Origin of the sequence: Aeromonas salmonicida, from assembly GCF_028355655.1 — a bacterium.
GTDB lineage: Bacteria > Pseudomonadota > Gammaproteobacteria > Enterobacterales > Aeromonadaceae > Aeromonas > Aeromonas salmonicida.
In genome coordinates this window covers 4055501-4071791 of sequence record NZ_CP110645.1, presented here as the reverse complement: position 1 = coordinate 4071791, position 16291 = coordinate 4055501, and the positions used below count along the sequence as shown (strand labels likewise).

General features: G+C 56.7%; 17 protein-coding genes. 4 read left to right on the top strand and 13 right to left on the bottom strand.

Annotated features, from left to right (window positions below; genetic code table 11):
• The first annotated feature begins 141 nt into the window (after positions 1-141).
• Together ONZ54_RS18880 and putP are read left to right on the top strand one after the other, a co-directional pair.
• Positions 142-1068, top strand: coding sequence for a L,D-transpeptidase family protein (locus ONZ54_RS18880; RefSeq protein WP_058395260.1), 927 nt, complete (start codon positions 142-144; stop codon positions 1066-1068).
• Positions 1069-1356: 288 nt separating this feature from the next.
• Positions 1357-2877, top strand: coding sequence for a sodium/proline symporter PutP (putP, locus tag ONZ54_RS18875; RefSeq protein WP_096119042.1), 1521 nt, complete (start codon positions 1357-1359; stop codon positions 2875-2877).
• A gap of 45 nt (positions 2878-2922) precedes the next feature.
• On the opposite strand, the gene ONZ54_RS18870 is transcribed toward putP, so the two are convergent.
• The 11 genes from ONZ54_RS18870 to ONZ54_RS18820 all read right to left on the bottom strand — a co-directional run bounded on the left by ONZ54_RS18870 (position 2923) and on the right by ONZ54_RS18820 (position 12612).
• On the bottom strand, positions 2923-3525 hold the full coding sequence (locus ONZ54_RS18870; RefSeq protein WP_271786898.1) for an NAD(P)H-dependent oxidoreductase: 603 nt from the start codon (positions 3523-3525) through the stop codon (positions 2923-2925).
• Positions 3526-3661: 136 nt separating this feature from the next.
• Positions 3662-4039, bottom strand: coding sequence for a MerR family transcriptional regulator (locus ONZ54_RS18865; RefSeq protein WP_096119044.1), 378 nt, complete (start codon positions 4037-4039; stop codon positions 3662-3664).
• Between the two features lie 217 nt (positions 4040-4256).
• Positions 4257-4673, bottom strand: a complete 417-nt coding sequence (locus ONZ54_RS18860) for a hypothetical protein (RefSeq protein WP_271786897.1) — start codon at positions 4671-4673, stop codon at positions 4257-4259.
• Positions 4674-4972: 299 nt separating this feature from the next.
• Positions 4973-5593: a hypothetical protein gene (locus tag ONZ54_RS18855; RefSeq protein ID WP_271786896.1), complete on the bottom strand. Its 621-nt coding sequence runs from the start codon at positions 5591-5593 to the stop codon at positions 4973-4975.
• A 3-nt stretch (positions 5594-5596) separates the two neighbouring features.
• Positions 5597-6898, bottom strand: coding sequence for an alpha/beta hydrolase family protein (locus ONZ54_RS18850; RefSeq protein WP_271786895.1), 1302 nt, complete (start codon positions 6896-6898; stop codon positions 5597-5599).
• Positions 6899-6940: 42 nt separating this feature from the next.
• Positions 6941-7519: a GNAT family N-acetyltransferase gene (locus ONZ54_RS18845; protein ID WP_271786894.1), complete on the bottom strand. Its 579-nt coding sequence runs from the start codon at positions 7517-7519 to the stop codon at positions 6941-6943.
• A gap of 615 nt (positions 7520-8134) precedes the next feature.
• Positions 8135-8734: an MliC family protein gene (locus tag ONZ54_RS18840; protein WP_271786893.1), complete on the bottom strand. Its 600-nt coding sequence runs from the start codon at positions 8732-8734 to the stop codon at positions 8135-8137.
• A gap of 107 nt (positions 8735-8841) precedes the next feature.
• Complete coding sequence (locus ONZ54_RS18835) at positions 8842-9204, bottom strand: DUF2061 domain-containing protein (RefSeq protein ID WP_271786892.1); 363 nt, start codon at positions 9202-9204, stop codon at positions 8842-8844.
• Between the two features lie 195 nt (positions 9205-9399).
• Entirely contained in the window at positions 9400-10254 is an 855-nt protein-coding gene (locus ONZ54_RS18830) for a 23S rRNA (adenine(2030)-N(6))-methyltransferase RlmJ (protein WP_271786891.1), read from the bottom strand.
• Positions 10248-10709, bottom strand: coding sequence for a DUF2390 domain-containing protein (locus tag ONZ54_RS18825; RefSeq protein WP_021140958.1), 462 nt, complete (start codon positions 10707-10709; stop codon positions 10248-10250). Before ONZ54_RS18825 ends, ONZ54_RS18830 begins: the two co-directional genes overlap by 7 nt.
• The gene (locus tag ONZ54_RS18820; protein ID WP_271786890.1) at positions 10702-12612 is read right to left on the bottom strand and encodes an ABC transporter ATP-binding protein; all 1911 of its coding nucleotides are present in this window, start codon (positions 12610-12612) and stop codon (positions 10702-10704) included. Before ONZ54_RS18820 ends, ONZ54_RS18825 begins: the two co-directional genes overlap by 8 nt.
• 154 nt (positions 12613-12766) lie before the next feature.
• Here ONZ54_RS18820 and ONZ54_RS18815 point away from each other — a divergent pair, with 154 nt between their 5' ends.
• Positions 12767-13177, top strand: a complete 411-nt coding sequence (locus tag ONZ54_RS18815) for a CBS domain-containing protein (RefSeq protein WP_005318762.1) — start codon at positions 12767-12769, stop codon at positions 13175-13177.
• A 78-nt stretch (positions 13178-13255) separates the two neighbouring features.
• Here the strand turns inward: ONZ54_RS18815 and ONZ54_RS18810 are convergent, their stop codons facing one another.
• Both ONZ54_RS18810 and ONZ54_RS18805 read right to left on the bottom strand, forming a co-directional pair.
• A complete protein-coding gene (locus ONZ54_RS18810) occupies positions 13256-13711 on the bottom strand; it encodes an NfeD family protein (RefSeq protein WP_005318764.1) in 456 nt (151 codons plus the stop codon).
• Positions 13708-14631, bottom strand: a complete 924-nt coding sequence (locus ONZ54_RS18805; RefSeq protein WP_005318765.1) for an SPFH domain-containing protein — start codon at positions 14629-14631, stop codon at positions 13708-13710. Before ONZ54_RS18805 ends, ONZ54_RS18810 begins: the two co-directional genes overlap by 4 nt.
• Positions 14632-14828: 197 nt before the next feature.
• Between ONZ54_RS18805 and cysG the strand changes: the two genes are divergently transcribed.
• Positions 14829-16271: a siroheme synthase CysG gene (cysG, locus tag ONZ54_RS18800; protein ID WP_080937953.1), complete on the top strand. Its 1443-nt coding sequence runs from the start codon at positions 14829-14831 to the stop codon at positions 16269-16271.
• Positions 16272-16291: the final 20 nt, after the last annotated feature.

Here is a 16291-nt window from a genome sequence, read left to right as displayed (position 1 = left end):
AATCATCGACCCGTATCCAGTTGTCAGTTGAAATTTGGTGTGCAGAGGAGAAAAATGGCGGCCTTCTCTTCGCGCCCCTGATCCCTCTTGAATCAGCTGTCAGCCCTGAGACGTCAATCAAGTCATCATCATGGGAAAGTTATGAAGCTCCTTCGTAATAGTGCGGCTGCTCTGTGCTGCAGCCTTGTTCTGGCCGCCGCGCCTGTGTTTGCCGTTCAATACGATCTGCCCGGGGCCAACAGCCGTCTGGTGGGCGAGAATATGGAATACGTGGTGCCGGCCGCCGAAAACGGTCAGCCACTGGAGGCCGTGGCCGCCAAATTCCAGCTGGGGCTGACCAATATGCTCGAAGCCAACCCCAAGGCGGATCCCCTGCTGCTGCAGGCGGGTGAGAAGCTGGTCATCCCCCATCAGCTGATACTGCCGGATGCCCCCCGCGAAGGCATAGTGCTGAACGTGGCCGAGATGCGCCTCTACTACTACCCTAAAGGCAAGAAGGTGGTGGAAGTGCTGCCCATCGGCATCGGTCAGCTCGGCACCGACACCCCGGAAAACTGGGTGACCAGCGTGCAGCGCAAGAAGGCGGGCCCGACCTGGACCCCGACCGCCAAGATGCATGCCGAGTATGCCGCCCGTGGCGAGAGCCTGCCGGCAGTCTGGCCAGCAGGCCCGGACAACCCCATGGGGCTGTTTGCGCTCTACATCGGCAAGATGTACGCCATCCACGGTACCAATGCCCAGTTCGGTATAGGCCTGCGGGTGAGCCACGGTTGCGTGCGGCTGCGTAACGAAGACATAGAGTACCTGTTCAAGCAGATCCCGGTCGGCACGCGAGTGCAGTTCGTCAACCAGCCGATCAAGGCCACCGTCGAGCCCGATGGCCGCCGTTATCTGGAAGTGCACCAGCCTCTGTCTCGCAGCGAAGCCGAGTTCAACTCCAGTCTGCCTGCTCCGCTGCCCATGACCCAGGCCGCGACCCGCTTTATCGCCCATGCCGACAGCGACTCCCAGCTGGTCAAGCAGGCGCTGGAGCAGCGCAGCGGCATGCCGATCGCCATCAATCGCTGATCCTGTCGTTCATCGTCTCAAGCCCCGGCCTCTGGTCGGGGCTTTTTTTTACGCTCATGCCGCCTGGCGCCAGGCGGAGGGGGAGCAGACAAGCCCTTGCTGTCTCAGGATAAAATCCGGCGCATCTCTCCTTGAGTGGTTCGTTAGTTAGAGATGAAACGTTTATATTGTGTTTTTTATTTGTTAAAAGTGGTTGAGGTCATGGGATCTGCTGATTAAGCTAGGGCGGTTTTTTAAGGAAGAGCCCGTCGTCAGAACGGGTACACACGTCACCTAATGGAGTTTTGAATGACAGCCAGCACCCCCATGCTTATCACCTTTCTGGTGTATATCCTCGGGATGGTCTTGATCGGTTTTATAGCCTATCGCGCCACCCGCAACTTTGACGACTACATTCTCGGCGGCCGCCGTATGGGGAGCTGGGTCACCGCCCTCTCCGCCGGGGCCTCCGACATGAGCGGCTGGCTCCTGATGGGCTTGCCGGGCGCCGTTTTCATCGGCGGTATTTCAGAGAGCTGGATCGCCATAGGCCTCACCATAGGGGCCTATCTCAACTGGCGCTGGGTCGCCGGTCGCTTGCGGGTTCACACCGAGAAGAACCGCAACGCCCTGACCCTGCCGGACTACTTTACCTACCGCTTCGAGGACAAGAGCCGGGTGCTGCGCATCCTCTCCGCCCTGGTGATACTGCTGTTCTTCACCATCTACTGCGCCTCCGGCGTGGTGGCCGGTGCCCGCCTGTTCGAGAGCACCTTCGGCATGAGCTATGACACCGCCCTCTGGGTCGGTGCCGCGGCCACCATCACCTACACCTTCTTCGGCGGCTTCCTCGCGGTGAGCTGGACCGATACGGTGCAGGCGACCCTGATGATCTTTGCCCTGATCCTGACGCCGGTATTCGTCATCATCGCCGTTGGCGGCATCGACACCGCCATGGTGCAGGTGGCGGCGCAGAACGCCAGCAACCTCGACATGTTCAAGAATCTGGACTTCATCGCCATCATTTCCCTGATGGCCTGGGGCCTGGGCTACTTCGGCCAGCCCCACATACTGGCGCGCTTCATGGCGGCGGATTCCCACCACTCCATGGTCAATGCCCGCCGCATCAGCATGACCTGGATGGTGTTCTGCCTCGGTGGTGCCGTGGCCATCGGCTTCTTCGGCCTCTCCTACTTCTCCACCTTCACCGAGCAGGCCGCCGGTGTCACCGGCAACCCGGAGCGGGTCTTTATCGAGCTCTCCAAGCTGCTCTTTAACCCCTGGATTGCCGGCGTGCTGCTCTCCGCCATTCTGGCGGCCGTGATGAGCACGCTAAGCTGTCAGCTGCTGGTCTGTTCCAGCGCCATTACCGAAGATCTCTACAAGCCCTTCTTGCGCAAGAACGCCTCCCAGCAGGAGCTGGTGTGGGTGGGTCGCATGATGGTGCTGTTGATCGCCGTGGTCGCCATCGGTGTTGCCATGAATCCGGAGAACCGGGTACTGGGGCTGGTGAGCTACGCCTGGGCCGGTTTTGGTGCCGCCTTCGGTCCCGTTGTGTTGCTCTCCGTGCTCTGGTCGCGCATGACCCGCAACGGCGCCCTCGCAGGCATGCTGGTGGGTGCCATCACCGTCATCGTCTGGAAGCAGTTTGGCTGGCTGGGGCTGTATGAAATCATCCCGGGCTTCCTCTTCTCCGCTCTGGCGATTGTGGTGTTCAGCTTGCTGGACAAGGCGCCCTCCAAGGCCATGGTGGATCGCTTCAACGAGGCCGAGCGCGAGTTTCAGACTCCGCCGCCCGCCAGCATGAGCGAGCCGGTCGCCGTCAACTGAGTCGGCCACCGCCAATAACAAAAAGCCCCGCGATGCGGGGCTTTTTCATGTGCGGCGACTTAGCCGGCGCACATCGGCGCGGGCCGCAGCACAGGTCTCTGTCAGCCAGCGGGCCCTGTCCTGATCGCGGGCCTTGTGCATGGGCCCCAGGTGCTGGCGGTGGGTGAGCCGGATGCCGCACAGCCCCAGTATCTGCTTGTCGAGGATGCGCGAGGCGGGATCCCCCAGCCACCAGCGGTAGTACCAGACAGGGCTGTCCATGGTAAGCAGCAGGCGCGCCGTCTTGCCCGCGAGCAGACGCAGGGGCTGGGCCTTGCCCTTGACATATTGAAAGGCGAAGCCGGAGAGCAAGGTGCGATCCAGCAGGCCCTTGAGACGGGCCGGCATGCCACCCCACCAGAGGGGGGAGACGATCACCAGATGATGAGCGGCACTCAGGCTCTGCTGCAACGCCAACAGATCCGGCTCCAGCGGCGGCATAAGGTCATAGCCATGGCGCAAGTCCGGTTCGAAGGCGAGCTCCCCCACGTGCAGCAGTGTGACCTCTGCGCCTGCCTCCTCGGCGCTGCGAGCATACTCGCGGGCCAGGGCATGGCAGAAACTGTCGGGTTTGGGATTGCCGTTGATGACAAGCAGACGGGGTGGCATGGTCAGGGCTCCTGATGGGGTGAGCCCGTATTAGACCCTCTGTCCCATGGGACAGAGTCAAGGGGGGGAGTTGCCCTCTTTCATGAGATCGCTGGTCAGGGCGACTGGCTTGCCATCGAAGGGCGCTTGCCCGTGCTTAGTCTTGCTGGAGGAGTGGCGTGCGGCAGGGATGCTGTTGCAGCAGCTCGGCGAACTGTTCCAGCTGCTGATGTTGGTGTTGCAGGCGAGCCGTCTCGGCGGCGAGCTGGGCCAGCTTGCAGGCGATCAGGCGTTCGGCCTCCTGCCAGGGAAACTGCGCCATGTCGGTCAGGCCAGCCAGCAGGGATCTGAGCTCGCTGAGTTTGCAGCCAAACTGCTGGGCCTGACGAATGATCTGGACCCACTCCAAGTCTTCCGCCCGGTAGACGCGATACTTGCCGCGCCGCCTGGGTTCGGGCAGCAGCCCCATCTGTTCGTAGAGGCGGATCGCCTTGGGAGTGGTGCCCGCCAGCCGGGCAAATTCGCCGATATACATATTGCTGCTCGCGAAGGTTGTTCGAGTAGGGGCTCACTATAGGTCAGTGGCGGGCGGGAGAGAATCCCCGTGGGGGAAGGGGCGCCACAGGAGCGTGATATGACAGCGCTGACCCGTCATGGGGCCATAACGGGTGTAGATGGGCTGGTGATCTGTACAATCCGGCTACCTGTGAGCTGAACACAGGTATAGGCAACGAGCAAAATGCCAGCGGTTACTAGTCATTCCTTGATGCTGTGCGATGCTTTAACTTGGCATCTATTTTATCCGAAAGATCTTGAAAACCGTCCAGATCAAAAGGGGCGTAAATGCGCTTGAGGCTGTTGGTTCGAATGACCATGTAGTTGACGATGAGCAGTTTTCCCATACTCACCCCCACCATTTCCGCATATGGTATGGATACTTTTCGAAAAAGTCGGTTTCTACCAGTAACATCCTCATTTCTCAATTCGACTGAAAACAACCGGGATGCTTGCGCCATCACGAACAATACAACGAAGGCTGCTAGCAGTATTTTCAGATATTGGTAAAAGAGCCAGACACCCAGCTCCATGTTGAGTTGAGTTTTGTATATACTGAGCGCAACGAATCCTGCAAAAATCAATGTGATAAATATAAAGAAGCGCTTGCTCATGAAGAGCAATGGGCATTGTCAATTCAAAGAATACTTCATGACTTTTCCTACTAGATTGAGGCCTGCTGCCCAGATACTAAGCTGACAAGGTGCTATCACCAATATATATACAAAAGTCATCACTACGGATTATTAGAACTGAAGCGTGACGTATTGAGAGTCTATGTTGAGCCATCGGTTATATGCGAGCTAATAATTGATTTTGCTCCTGTTATTTTTATGCATTACTTTGATTGTATCCCACGAAGTTCCATTCTCAATTTCCGCCATGACTGATAGAGGACACACTCCTTACCTGACTAGTCTGCTATCGAGAGGGGGGGGGGCAGGTTTTTTTCTAATGAAGCATGTACATAACCTTCTAAGTCATAAACTATCTGAATAAAAAGGTCAGCTAACCCACAACCATAGTCGTTACAAGTATCTTGGAGATTATCGCAGTTTTCCAAAGCCCCAAGGATCTGTTCTAAGCCATCAGTGAAATCAGAAAAATTTTCTTTGCACTTTCGTACCAAATTTTTAAGTTCACCTTTATTTGGCTCGTAACCAAGCTCATGAGCAAATTTGTTACGCATTTTATTGATGTCTTGAAGACAGCTAGCCGCCCCGTTTGGTATTAGGCCAAGTGAGTTAATTAGGTTAATCTTTCTACTATGGCTTAAGGAGGAAAAGTGAATTTTAAGCTTTGGATCATAGGATACTATGATTTCTTCGAGAAGATGCTCTATGACAAGATGTCCAATTAAAAAGCCGGACAAAAAATCTGAATCATCAATTTTCTGAAACAGAAATTTTTCATACTTACTATCATATAGAGACATAACTACCTCGTGTATTTTTATATCTAAAGTAAGTTTAGAGCTTGGCCGTATAACTCCGTGCTCTGCTGGGAATTTGGAGCACAGCAGAAATTTTTCCATACCTTATCTCCTTGATTGTCCCAGTGTTGAGTTGAGATAATCAATAATGAGCAAGCCAAGTGTGTTTTGAAATTCTTCTCTGTCGAATCCTGCGGGATCTTGTGCTATCGCGCCGAGTTCTGATTTAAGAGATTCAGGAAATAGTGTTAAAAATGAGTAATGCCCAGCATTGGCAATTGTGATGCTGGTTAGTTTACCTCGATCTACAATGTTCTTCTCGATTAGCTTGCAATTATATGGCTCTGTCAATTCTTCATCTTTTTCAGCCCTCAGCAATAAGATTGGAATGTCGATCTCAGTGAGAGAGTCTTTAGCCGAAAACAGGACACTTACTGGAGCCATTAATATCAGGGCTTTAATTCGATTGTCTTTGGTGTTGTTTATAATTTCTTGCGTTATAGTGCCCTCACGTACCGGGCCACAATATGGGTCTGATAACGATGGTTTACTGCGGCATAATGAGATTAAACTGCCTGTGTTTGCAATACCGCCTGCGGTTGCGAGCGCAGTATAGCCGCCAACAGAGTGGCCCAGCACTGCGACTTTATTTGAGTCAACATGGCTATTTAAACCTGGGGTGCCAAGGAGCATATCCAGTGCAGAGGTAATGTGCTTGGGTCTGTTTATATAATTGGCAAGAGATCCTTCTAGTGAGTTATCCATATAGTTGTTTTTAGGGTGCAGTGGTATTGCAACCATAAAGCCATTTGCTGCCAATGAAACGGCTATATCTTTATATGATAAATTGCTGCCACCCGAACCATGGGACACCATGACTAATGGGAACTTGCCTGCTGATATATTCCCACCTATGGCGACATTCATCTTAAATGGCCCCATTTCAACCAGTTTTGGCTTGCTGCTGGTTGGATAAAACAAAACCATCGGAAAACTATCATTTGTCTCTGATGAGGACACTTCCATTTTACGAAATCCCACTTCATGTGCATGGGATAACGTGGACATAAAAATCAGCAAAGAAAGTACCAATCGAAATGTTATGCGCATTTTTTTTCCTAAAATACGTTCATCTAGCTTCAGATATAAAGTTAAATATAAAGCTGATATTTCCTGTAGCAATGTGGAGGGAAAACAAGGGTTGGCACTACGGCTATGCGTCTCGAAACTGGCGTTGATCCCTGCGAGCGACAAGGCCATCATCCTGAAAGGCAGGATATAGGCTACTGCCCTATTCACTTTACGGCTGCGGGTTTGTTGAAGCCCAATGGTTATCAATAAAGCCAACAAGCCATAGATAAAAACAGGTATGCATATAAATATTTGAGTGATCTTTTTATAAATCAAACCATAGATATGTAATGCGGAAAATAATAGAGTGTATTAACGTCAACGACGGGTGTGCTCCACAATAATACTCTGTGAGGAGGGAGGTTTTGTACACAGTGTCATCGTGGTTTCAGATACTGACTCACCGTCAATGCGGTAATAATCTGACATCTCACCAACGACGTTGAATCCACACTTTAAATATAAATTCTTAGCTGGCAGGTTGTTTGTAAGCACATTTAAATCAAGCCACTCAATTTCTTCTGATTCACGACAAAACGTGATGGCCGTTTCTATTAGCTTTACACCCAAACCCTGCTTTCTTACGCGACAGTCAACCCCCATGCCCAACATAACACGGTGAAATCTGTACTCTTCGTTGTAATGACGTAAATCTATATGTCCAAAAATATTATCACTCGCGTCTTTGATCAACCAAAGCTTTCGCCAGCCAGCTTGACCTACGCCAGATCCAAAGCCAGCTCGAAATTTTGCTTGGAGTGACTCCGTAACCAGGCAGTGTTTTTTAGCCATGGGTTGAAAGAGTGGCGAGTCGTCAGCCGCATTATCTAAAAGCTGGACACTCAAATATGTAAAAAATGGTTCCAAATCTGACAGTGTTGCTTCTGTTATTTTCACGAATAATCCTAATTACGCAAAGCTAAGCGGCAGGCAAGCAGTCAATCCACCCTGTTTGGGGCTTTTTCTTGATCGTTTTGTTGGTTACCTGCTCTTTCTGCTCAATGAGTTTTTTTGATTGCTTTGGCACTCTCAGCATCTAAAGCAAACATGTTACTCATAAACACCATATCCAATCATTTGACTGACCAGTTGCTGGTTTATAAATCCCCCCTTTATCTGCCAGCCATATCGACCTGCTGCATGGTGCGGATTTGGGTGGTCGCGCTGGTAAACAGCATGGCTACCGCCCCTGAATTTCAGCCTCCAGTCTGCTGCGTTTAACCAACGGAGTAGGGTTGGCAGGGCTCATGGGGTGACTCCGACGAGGCGTTTGTTGCCAATCGGGTATGTTAGCGGGCGTGGTGCGGAGGGGAAGGACGAGATGGAAGATCTCTGGGCAGGATCAACAAATTAATAAATAAGGCAGTTTGATCGATAGATGGCGGGGAGCTGTGGGTGGCGTTTTTCGAAAGCGCATGTGTGACCATGGGGCGCTGATGCCACTCTCTGGCATAGCGGGGGCGCCATTGTGTTCGGCAAGGGGGCCGATTGCTGGCGGCCCCCGTACTGCGGTTAGTTGCCCTTGGTCGGGATCTCGGTACAGCTAAGTGCCGGCTGGCCGTAACGCTCCAGGCTGGCCTCGTCCCCTTTGGTGAAGAGGCTGAGGTTCTGGCCTTCGTAACGGGCGCCGCTGGCGCTGGGCACTTCATAGGCGAGCACCTGTTGCTGGCTATCCCCTTCACTCAGGTTGATCACGGCGGCGGGCAGCTTGGCATCGTTATAGAAGTAGGTCGAGAGGATGACCTTGTTGCCGCACTTGTAGTCGACCGGCGTCGTGACCATCAGCTGGCCGCCTTTTATCTGCAACTCAGTGATCCGCTGCTGGTAGTTCTCCTCCACGCATTGGCGCAGATCCTTGGCCTTCCAGCAGTTGTTGCGACCCTTGATCCAGCCGCGCTGCATGGCCTTTTCCGTTTTGAGCTGTTCGGGGGAGAGGTTGGCGAGCACCTTGGGATAGAGGGTGGCCAGCTCGTTATCCAGCGCCGCCAGCGCGGCATCCTTGCAGATCAGGGTTTCGGCCGCGCCTGCTGCCTTGGCACAATCAAAGGAAGGGGTGGCAGCACAGGCCAGCACAGGAGCAAAGAGAAGAGGGCCAAGCAGCAGTTTGTTCATCGGAAAGACTCCAGCAAAAAGAGTGGGATACCCGGCTACTAGAACACAATGAGACGGGGCCGCCGAGCGCTTTTTTGCGCCGGGCGGCCCCGAACAAGGCAAGGGGTTCAGGCCAGCGCCAGTTGCTGGCGGGCGCGCCACAGCCGCTCGTGGAAGAAGAAGACAACTGTGTTGATGGCGGGCTCTATGATGGCCATCACGCCGCCGGTGAGCAGCTCGCCGCTCAGCAGGAAGGCGACGGCAAACGCCACGCTGAAGTGTACCAGTGCGAAGCTGCTGGTCTTGGCCTGCAGGCTGTGACGGGGCTTCAACTTGTGCCAGCCCAGATCATGAAAGTAGAAGGCGACCGTGTTGACTGCTGGCTCTATCAGGGCGATCAGGCTGGCGGTCAGCAGCTCACCGGTCAGCAGGTAAGCCACGGTAAAGGCGACACCGAAGTGCAGGATGGCAAAGCTGATGGTCTTTTTCATGATGGTGACTCCCTCTGGTGATGACAGCAGTATCCGCCACAATTACATTAAATGAAAACTATTCTCATCTAATGATTGGATAGGGAGAACCTATCAAGGGTGGTGGCTTTGCCAGTCGCCCAGTCATGAATATCCCGGCCCGGAATGACAAAAAGCCCCGAAAGGGGCTTTTTGTTTCAAATATCAGGGCTGGCCTCAGGCTTCCGTTTTGCTTAACCATTCCACCTTGTACTTGGCGCCAGCCCCCTGAGCCAGCTTGGCGCACAGGGGGTTGAGAAAGGCTTCTATCTGCTCGTCCAGCATCCAGGGGGGGCTGATAATGAGCATGCCGGAGCCGTTCATGCCCCAGTCGGCGGTCTGTTCGGCCACTTCCAGCTCGGCCACCAGCACGTTACCGAAGTTTTCCCGCTTGATGGCGCGCAGCATGTCGCGGGATTTGTCCGCCTCTTGCCCCAGGATCGGATACCAAAGGGCGTAGATGCCGGTGGCCCAGCGCTTCTGTGCCTTTTTCAGGGTATCTACCACGGCGAAGTAATCTTCTTTGAGCTCATAGGGTGGGTCGATCAGCACAAGCCCGCGGCGCGGGGTCGGCGGCAGCAGGGCTACCAGCCCTTCGAAGCCGTCACGGTGGTGCACGACGACTCTGGGGTCATAGCCCATGTTGGCGCGCAGGTCTTCCACTTCGTTGTTGTGCAGCTCCATCAGGGCCAGCTTGTCCTGCTCGCGGGCAAGACGGCGCGACAGTTCGGGGGAGCCCGGGTAGTAGTGCAACTCACCGCCCTGATTCATCTCGTCGATGACGCCAAGATAGGGGGCCATGGCGGGCCATTGGGCCCGCTCATCCCACAACCGGCCTATGCCATCGGCATACTCGGCCTTCTTCTGGGACCAGTCGCCGCGCAGGTCGTAGAGACCGCCGCCGGCATGGGTGTCCAGCACAATGAAGGGCTTATCCTTCTTCTTGAGGGACTCGATGATCAGGGCCTGAACGGCATGTTTCAGGACGTCGGCATGGTTGCCGGCGTGAAAAGCGTGGCGATAACTCAGCATGTCAGATCTCTGAGGGGGCCCTGCTGGGCACCCAGTAACGATAAATAGTTCAACAGATTGCGGCCCTTGCCGCGAAACAGGGTGAGGCCGCGCAGTGTCTGCAGCAGGACCCCTTGTTGCAAGCGCTCCAGCTCCAGCTCATGGGCCAGCATTGCCTGGTATTCCTGCTCATCGAGTCGCGATTTGGCGTTCTGGCGCAGGGCGCGCCAGGGAGCCAATACCGCTTCTGTCTGTACCAGTGCCGGCTGCAGATCGGTCAGGTCGACGGTTATGCCTGTCTGATCCAGTCGATGCAGCAGCAGGGCCAGGTTGACGTTGCCCCCTTGTGCCTGCACCGTGAGCCAGTCCTGGCTGCGTTCGCCATAGACCTTGCCGCTCCAGTGCCAGAAGCCGATGGGCGTCGGCAATTCGTGTACGGCGACCCGCTCGGTCGCTATCAGCGGGTCATCATGCAAGGAAGGTCTGCTCCATGGTTTCCAGCTCTTCAGAGAGGCTCATCCACTCCAGCTCGACACCATCCAGCTCTTCCTTGATAGGGCCCTGGGATTTGAGCAGCTCAGAGAGCTTGTTCTTGGCCGCCTCTTCATAGATGGCGGGGTCGGCCAGCTGCTCTTCCACGGCCGCCAATCTGGTCTGCAATTTCGCCATGCTGGCTTCCAGCTTCTCCAGCTTCTGGCGCAGGGGGCGGGTCTGCTGGCGGAATTCCGCCTCGCGCCGCTTCTGATCCTTGCGTGCCAGCGCCGAGTTGGCGGAGATGATGCCGTCGCTTGGCTTGGCGTTGGCCTCTTTCTCCTGCTCGCCGAGCCACTTGTGGTAGTCGTCCAGATCGCCGTCGAAGGCTTCGACCCGGCCACCGTGCACCAGATAGAAGTCATCTGTGGTGGTGCGCAGCAGGTGCCGGTCGTGCGAGACCACCACCATGGCGCCCTCGAAGCCTTGCAGCGCCATGGTCAGGGCGTGGCGCATCTCCAGATCCAGGTGGTTGGTCGGTTCATCCAGCAGCAAGAGGTTCGGTTTTTGCCAGGTGACGAGTGCCAGCACCAGCCGTGCCTTTTCGCCGCCGGAGAAGGGGGCCACTTTGTCGAGCGCCTTGTCACCGTGAAAACCAAAACTGCCCAGATAGTTGCGCAGCTCCTGCTCGGACTTGTCCGGCGCGAGGCGGGCCAAGTGATCGAGGGGGGTATCGTCCAGACGCAGGGTTTCGAGCTGATGCTGTGCGAAGTAGCCTATGCTGACGCCGGCGCTCACCTCCAGCTTGCCCGACAGGGGCGGATTGGTGCCCGACAGCATCTTGATGAAGGTGGACTTGCCGGCGCCGTTGCGACCGAGCAGGCCGATGCGTGAACCCGGCACCAGGTTCATCTTTATCTTCTCCAGGATCACCTTGTCGCCGTAACCGGCGCTGAGGTTCTCCATGGCGATGAGTGGGGTCGGCAGAGCCGATGGCTCGCGAAACTCGAAACTGAATTCGGAATCGGCGTGGGCGGGCAGGAGTTTCTCCATCCGCTCCATGGCTTTGAGGCGACTCTGGGCCTGACGGGCCTTGGAGGCCTTGTAGCGGAAGCGGTCCACATAGGCCTGCATGTGGGACACCTCCCGCTGCTGCTTCTCGTACATGGACTGCTGCTGGGCCAGCTGCTCGGCACGCTGCAGTTCGAAGTCGGAGTAGCCGCCGGTGTATTCGTTGAGCTTGCCGTTCTCGATGTGGATGATGCGGCTGATGACAGAGTCGAGGAAGTCGCGGTCGTGCGAAATCAGCACGAGCGTGCCCTGATAGCCCTTGAGCCACTTTTCCAGCCAGATGACGGCATCGAGATCCAGGTGGTTGGTCGGTTCATCGAGCAGCAGCAGGTCGGAGCGGCAGAGCAGGGCCTGGGCCAGGTTCAGACGCATGCGCCAGCCACCGGAGAAGCTGCGCACTGGCGAGCTCAACTGCTCGTCGCTGAAACCCAGACCGTGCAACAGCTCGGCGGCGCGGGCCCGAATGCTGTAAGCGCCTATGGTGTCGAGCTTGCCGTGCAACTCCGCCACCAGTATGCCGTTGTCATCCAGCTCGGCCTGGGCCAGCTGGGCTTCCAGTGAGCGGAACTCCTTGTCGCCGTCGATCACGTAGTCCAGCGCAGAGCAGTCCAGCGCCGGTGTCTCCTGGGCCACACCGGCAATCTGCCAGCCAGCGGGCAGGCTGAAGCTGCCGCTGTCGATGGCAAGCTCGCCCCGTACCAGTGCAAAAAAGGTGGACTTGCCACTGCCATTTTTACCCACCAGGCCCACCTTGTGGCCCGGGTGAATGGTGGCGGAAGCGTTGTCCAGCAGCTTGCGGCCGCCGCGGATCAGTTCGATTTGACTGGCAACTATCATGGGTGGGGTCTGCTTGCTCAAAATGGAGGAGAAAATCTGGCGCGGATCTTACGTGAAATGGCGCAGATTTGCACTTGGGCTAAGGACGGGCGACTGGCTGGCGTGGTAAAAACATGCCATAACAGAGAAACCAGTCGGGTTACGGGAGGTTAGCATGCTTATCAAGGACATCATGACGACCCGGGTCGCCACCGTTTCCATGGATGACAGACTCACTGTCATCAAGGATATCTTCGAGCAGGCCCACTTTCGTCACCTGCTGGTGCTGGAGGAAGAGGAGCTGGTGGGGGTCATCTCGGACAGGGATCTGTTCCGCGCCATCAGCCCCTACCTCGATTCCGAGGCCGAAATGAGCCGGGATACCGAGACCCTCAATCGGCGGGCCCATCAGATCATGAGTCGCCAGCCCGTCACCATCGCCTCCCACCTGCCGGTACGCGACGGCGTGAAAATCATGCTGGAGAAGAATGTATCCTGCCTGCCGGTGCTGGAAAATGGTGCCCTGGTCGGCATCATCAGCTGGAAGGATCTGCTGCGTGCAGCCCTCGACGCCGACGCTTTCTAAGCACTCGCGCCATCCTCATGAAAAAGGGCTCCGTGGAGCCCTTTTTGGTGTGGTGAAGCCTAAGCTAGCGCGTTCGGGTCAGGGCAGGGGTTCCACCAGCAGGATATGGGAATCCGTCCCGACCACCTTGACCCGGCTGCCGGCGGTGAGCGGCATCTGGCTGCGCACCGTCCAGACGGTGTCATCCAGATGGACCCGGCTCAGCCCCTGCACCACGTCATCCAGCAGCACCAGCTCCCGGCCCACATAACCCTGCATCCGTTCATTGATGGGGGCGGCCGCATCACGGCCCGAGCGGTCGCGCTTGTGCTGCCAGCGCCACCAGGCCCAGGTAGTGAGCAGGGATTGCACCGCAAACAACAGCAGTTGCGCCTGCCAGCCGAAGGGCCACAGCAACAGCAGCAGCCCCACTTCCAGCGCGGCTATGCCGGTCCAGAGCAAAAAGCCCACCGACCCCAGCACTTCTATGGCCAAGAGGATGAAACCCAGCCCCAGCCAGTGCCAGTGGGTTAGCCCCTCGAGCAGGGCTGTCATGACTTGTTACCCTTGCCATCTTTGTTGAACATCTCGGCCATGCCGGCTATCGAGCCGATCAGGCTGCCCGCTTCCAGCGGCATCATGATGATCTTGCTGTTGGGGCCTTCGCCGATACGGGCCAGTGCTTCCGTGTACTTCTGGGCCACGAAGTAGTTGATGGCCTGCATATCCCCTTCCGCTATAGCTTTTGAGACCATATGAGTCGCCTTGGCTTCCGCCTCGGCAGCCCGCTCCCGCGCTTCGGCGGCGAGGAAGGCGGCCTGACGCTCCCCCTCGGCCTTGAGGATCTGGGACTGCTTCTCCCCCTCGGCTTTGAGGATCTTGGATTGACGCACCCCTTCGGCTTCCAGCACCTCAGCCCGCTTCTGACGCTCGGCCTTCATCTGGGCGTTCATGGCTTCCACCAGCGCCAGCGGCGGACGTACATCCTTGATCTCGATCCGGGTCACTTTGATGCCCCAGGGGGCGGTGGCGGCATCCATGGTGCGCAGCAGCTTCTCGTTGATGGTGTCGCGCTGGGAGAGCATCTCGTCCAGCTCCATGGCGCCCAGCACTGTCCGCATATTTGTCATGGTGAGATTGCGAATAGCGCTGGTGAGATCGTTGACCTCGTAGGCGGCTTTGCGGGCATCCACCACCTGCACGAAGCTGATGGCGTCTATGGTGACGTTGGCGTTGTCGCGGGAGATCACCTCTTGCGCCGGTATGTCCAGCACCTGCTCCATCATGATGATCTTGTGACCGACTCTGTCCACATAGGGGATAAGCAGGTTGAGGCCGGGTGAGAGAGTGCGGGTGTAGCGGCCGAAGCGCTCCACTGTCCAGTTGTAGCCTTGCGGCACTATCTTGATGCCGGCACCCAGGGTGACGATCACCAGGAACACGAAGATCCCTAGCACAATCAATGACTCATTCATTATCTAGCTCCTTATGAAACACATTCACTAGCCTATGGCCTTGCTCCGAGCACCACAAGGATGATCGTCCGCCTTTGTCATCATATGGCTTTGCTAATTACTAAAATGCATTAAAAAGCATTTTTTATTATTTTGAGGGATAAGCAGCCCTGCCTATAGTCGCCCCATATTAGTCGTGTTCCGAGGGATGGGCCGAAATGGATTATTTACCTATGTTTGCCAGGTTGGAAGGCCGCCCCGTCTTGCTGGTAGGCGGGGGCGAGGTGGCCCTGCGCAAGGCACGCCTGCTGCTGGCAGCAGGCGCAAGGCTGACCCTGGTCTCCCCCGAGATTGAACCCGAATTCGCCGAATTTGCCGGCCGTTTTACCCATCTGGTCGAGCGCTTCACCCCGGCGCACCTGGCCGGTCAGCTGCTGGTGGTTGCCGCCACCGACAATCTCGAAGTCAACGCCCTGGTCTATCAGAGCGCCAACCAGCTGGGTCTGTTCGTCAATGTGGTGGATGACCCCAAGCGCTCCAGTTTCATCTTTCCCTCCATCATAGATCGCTCGCCCCTGATGGTCGCCGTCTCCAGCGGTGGCAAGGCTCCCGTCCTGGTGCGCCTGTTGCGCGAGCGACTCGAGAGTCTGCTGCCCCGCCACCTGGGGGGGCTCACCGAGCTCTCAGGTCGGGTGCGTGACAAGGCCAAGCAGGTGCTCTCATCCATTTCTGATCGTCGCCGCTTCTGGGAGCGGGCCTTTGCCTCCAACACCCTGGCCGGGCTTATCGAAAAGCAGGATTGGCAGAGTGCCGAAACCTGGCTCAATGACGGGCTCGACAAGGCCCAAAGCGAGGTGGGCGAGGTGGTGCTGGTCGGTGCGGGCCCTGGCGATCCGGGCCTGTTGACCCTCAAGGCGCTGCAACAAATCCAGCAGGCGGAAGTGGTGCTCTATGACCAGCTGGTCTCTCCGGAGATCCTGGACCTGGTGCGCCGCGATGCCACCCTGGTCTCGGTCGGCAAGAAGGCCGGTGCCCACAGCGTGCCCCAGGAAGAGACTAACCGCCTCTTGGTGGAGTACGCCAGGGCGGGTAACCGTGTGGTGCGCCTCAAGGGCGGTGATCCCTTCATGTTTGGCCGTGGCGGCGAGGAGCTGGAGGTACTGGCGGCAGAGGGGATCCCCTTCTCCGTGGTGCCCGGCATCACGGCCGCCGCTGGCGCCACCGCTTATGCCGGTATCCCGCTTACCCACCGCGACCACGCCCAGAGTGCCGTCTTTATTACCGGCCACTGCCAGAAAGAGGGCAAGGAGCCCGACTGGCAGCAGCTCGCCATGACCCAGCAGACGCTGGTTATCTACATGGGGCTGATGCGCTCCGAACATATCCAGCAGCAACTGGTGAGCCATGGCCGTAGCAGTCAAACCCCCATCGCCATCATAGAGCGGGGCACCACGGCCCGTCAGCGCGTGCTGACCGGCACCCTGGCTGAGTTGGCTGTGCTGGCCCAGCAGGCAGTGAGCCCGTCCCTCATCGTCATTGGTGAAGTGGTCTCCCTGCGCAAACAGCTGGCCTGGTTTGGGGAAAAGAGTGGTGAAAAGCGCGATGTGCAAGCCGGGGCTGACATGAATGGCTGCGACCTCAAGCTGGTCAACCTGGCCTGAGCCCCACTCCTGAATGTTTT

Bases quoted from the DNA above. Each gene is read 5' to 3' on its own strand.
- ONZ54_RS18880 (WP_058395260.1), top strand. From the start codon at position 142: ATGAAGCTCCTTCGTAATAGTGCGGCTGCTCTGTGCTGCAGCCTTGTT.
- putP (WP_096119042.1), top strand. From the start codon at position 1,357: ATGACAGCCAGCACCCCCATGCTTATCACCTTTCTGGTGTATATCCTC.
- ONZ54_RS18870 (WP_271786898.1), bottom strand. From the start codon at position 3,525: ATGCCACCCCGTCTGCTTGTCATCAACGGCAATCCCAAACCCGACAGT.
- ONZ54_RS18865 (WP_096119044.1), bottom strand. From the start codon at position 4,039: ATGTATATCGGCGAATTTGCCCGGCTGGCGGGCACCACTCCCAAGGCG.
- ONZ54_RS18860 (WP_271786897.1), bottom strand. From the start codon at position 4,673: ATGAGCAAGCGCTTCTTTATATTTATCACATTGATTTTTGCAGGATTC.
- ONZ54_RS18855 (WP_271786896.1), bottom strand. From the start codon at position 5,593: ATGGAAAAATTTCTGCTGTGCTCCAAATTCCCAGCAGAGCACGGAGTT.
- ONZ54_RS18840 (WP_271786893.1), bottom strand. From the start codon at position 8,734: ATGAACAAACTGCTGCTTGGCCCTCTTCTCTTTGCTCCTGTGCTGGCC.
- ONZ54_RS18835 (WP_271786892.1), bottom strand. From the start codon at position 9,204: ATGAAAAAGACCATCAGCTTTGCCATCCTGCACTTCGGTGTCGCCTTT.
- ONZ54_RS18830 (WP_271786891.1), bottom strand. From the start codon at position 10,254: ATGCTGAGTTATCGCCACGCTTTTCACGCCGGCAACCATGCCGACGTC.
- ONZ54_RS18820 (WP_271786890.1), bottom strand. From the start codon at position 12,612: ATGATAGTTGCCAGTCAAATCGAACTGATCCGCGGCGGCCGCAAGCTG.
- ONZ54_RS18815 (WP_005318762.1), top strand. From the start codon at position 12,767: ATGCTTATCAAGGACATCATGACGACCCGGGTCGCCACCGTTTCCATG.
- ONZ54_RS18810 (WP_005318764.1), bottom strand. From the start codon at position 13,711: ATGACAGCCCTGCTCGAGGGGCTAACCCACTGGCACTGGCTGGGGCTG.
- ONZ54_RS18805 (WP_005318765.1), bottom strand. From the start codon at position 14,631: ATGAATGAGTCATTGATTGTGCTAGGGATCTTCGTGTTCCTGGTGATC.
- cysG (WP_080937953.1), top strand. From the start codon at position 14,829: ATGGATTATTTACCTATGTTTGCCAGGTTGGAAGGCCGCCCCGTCTTG.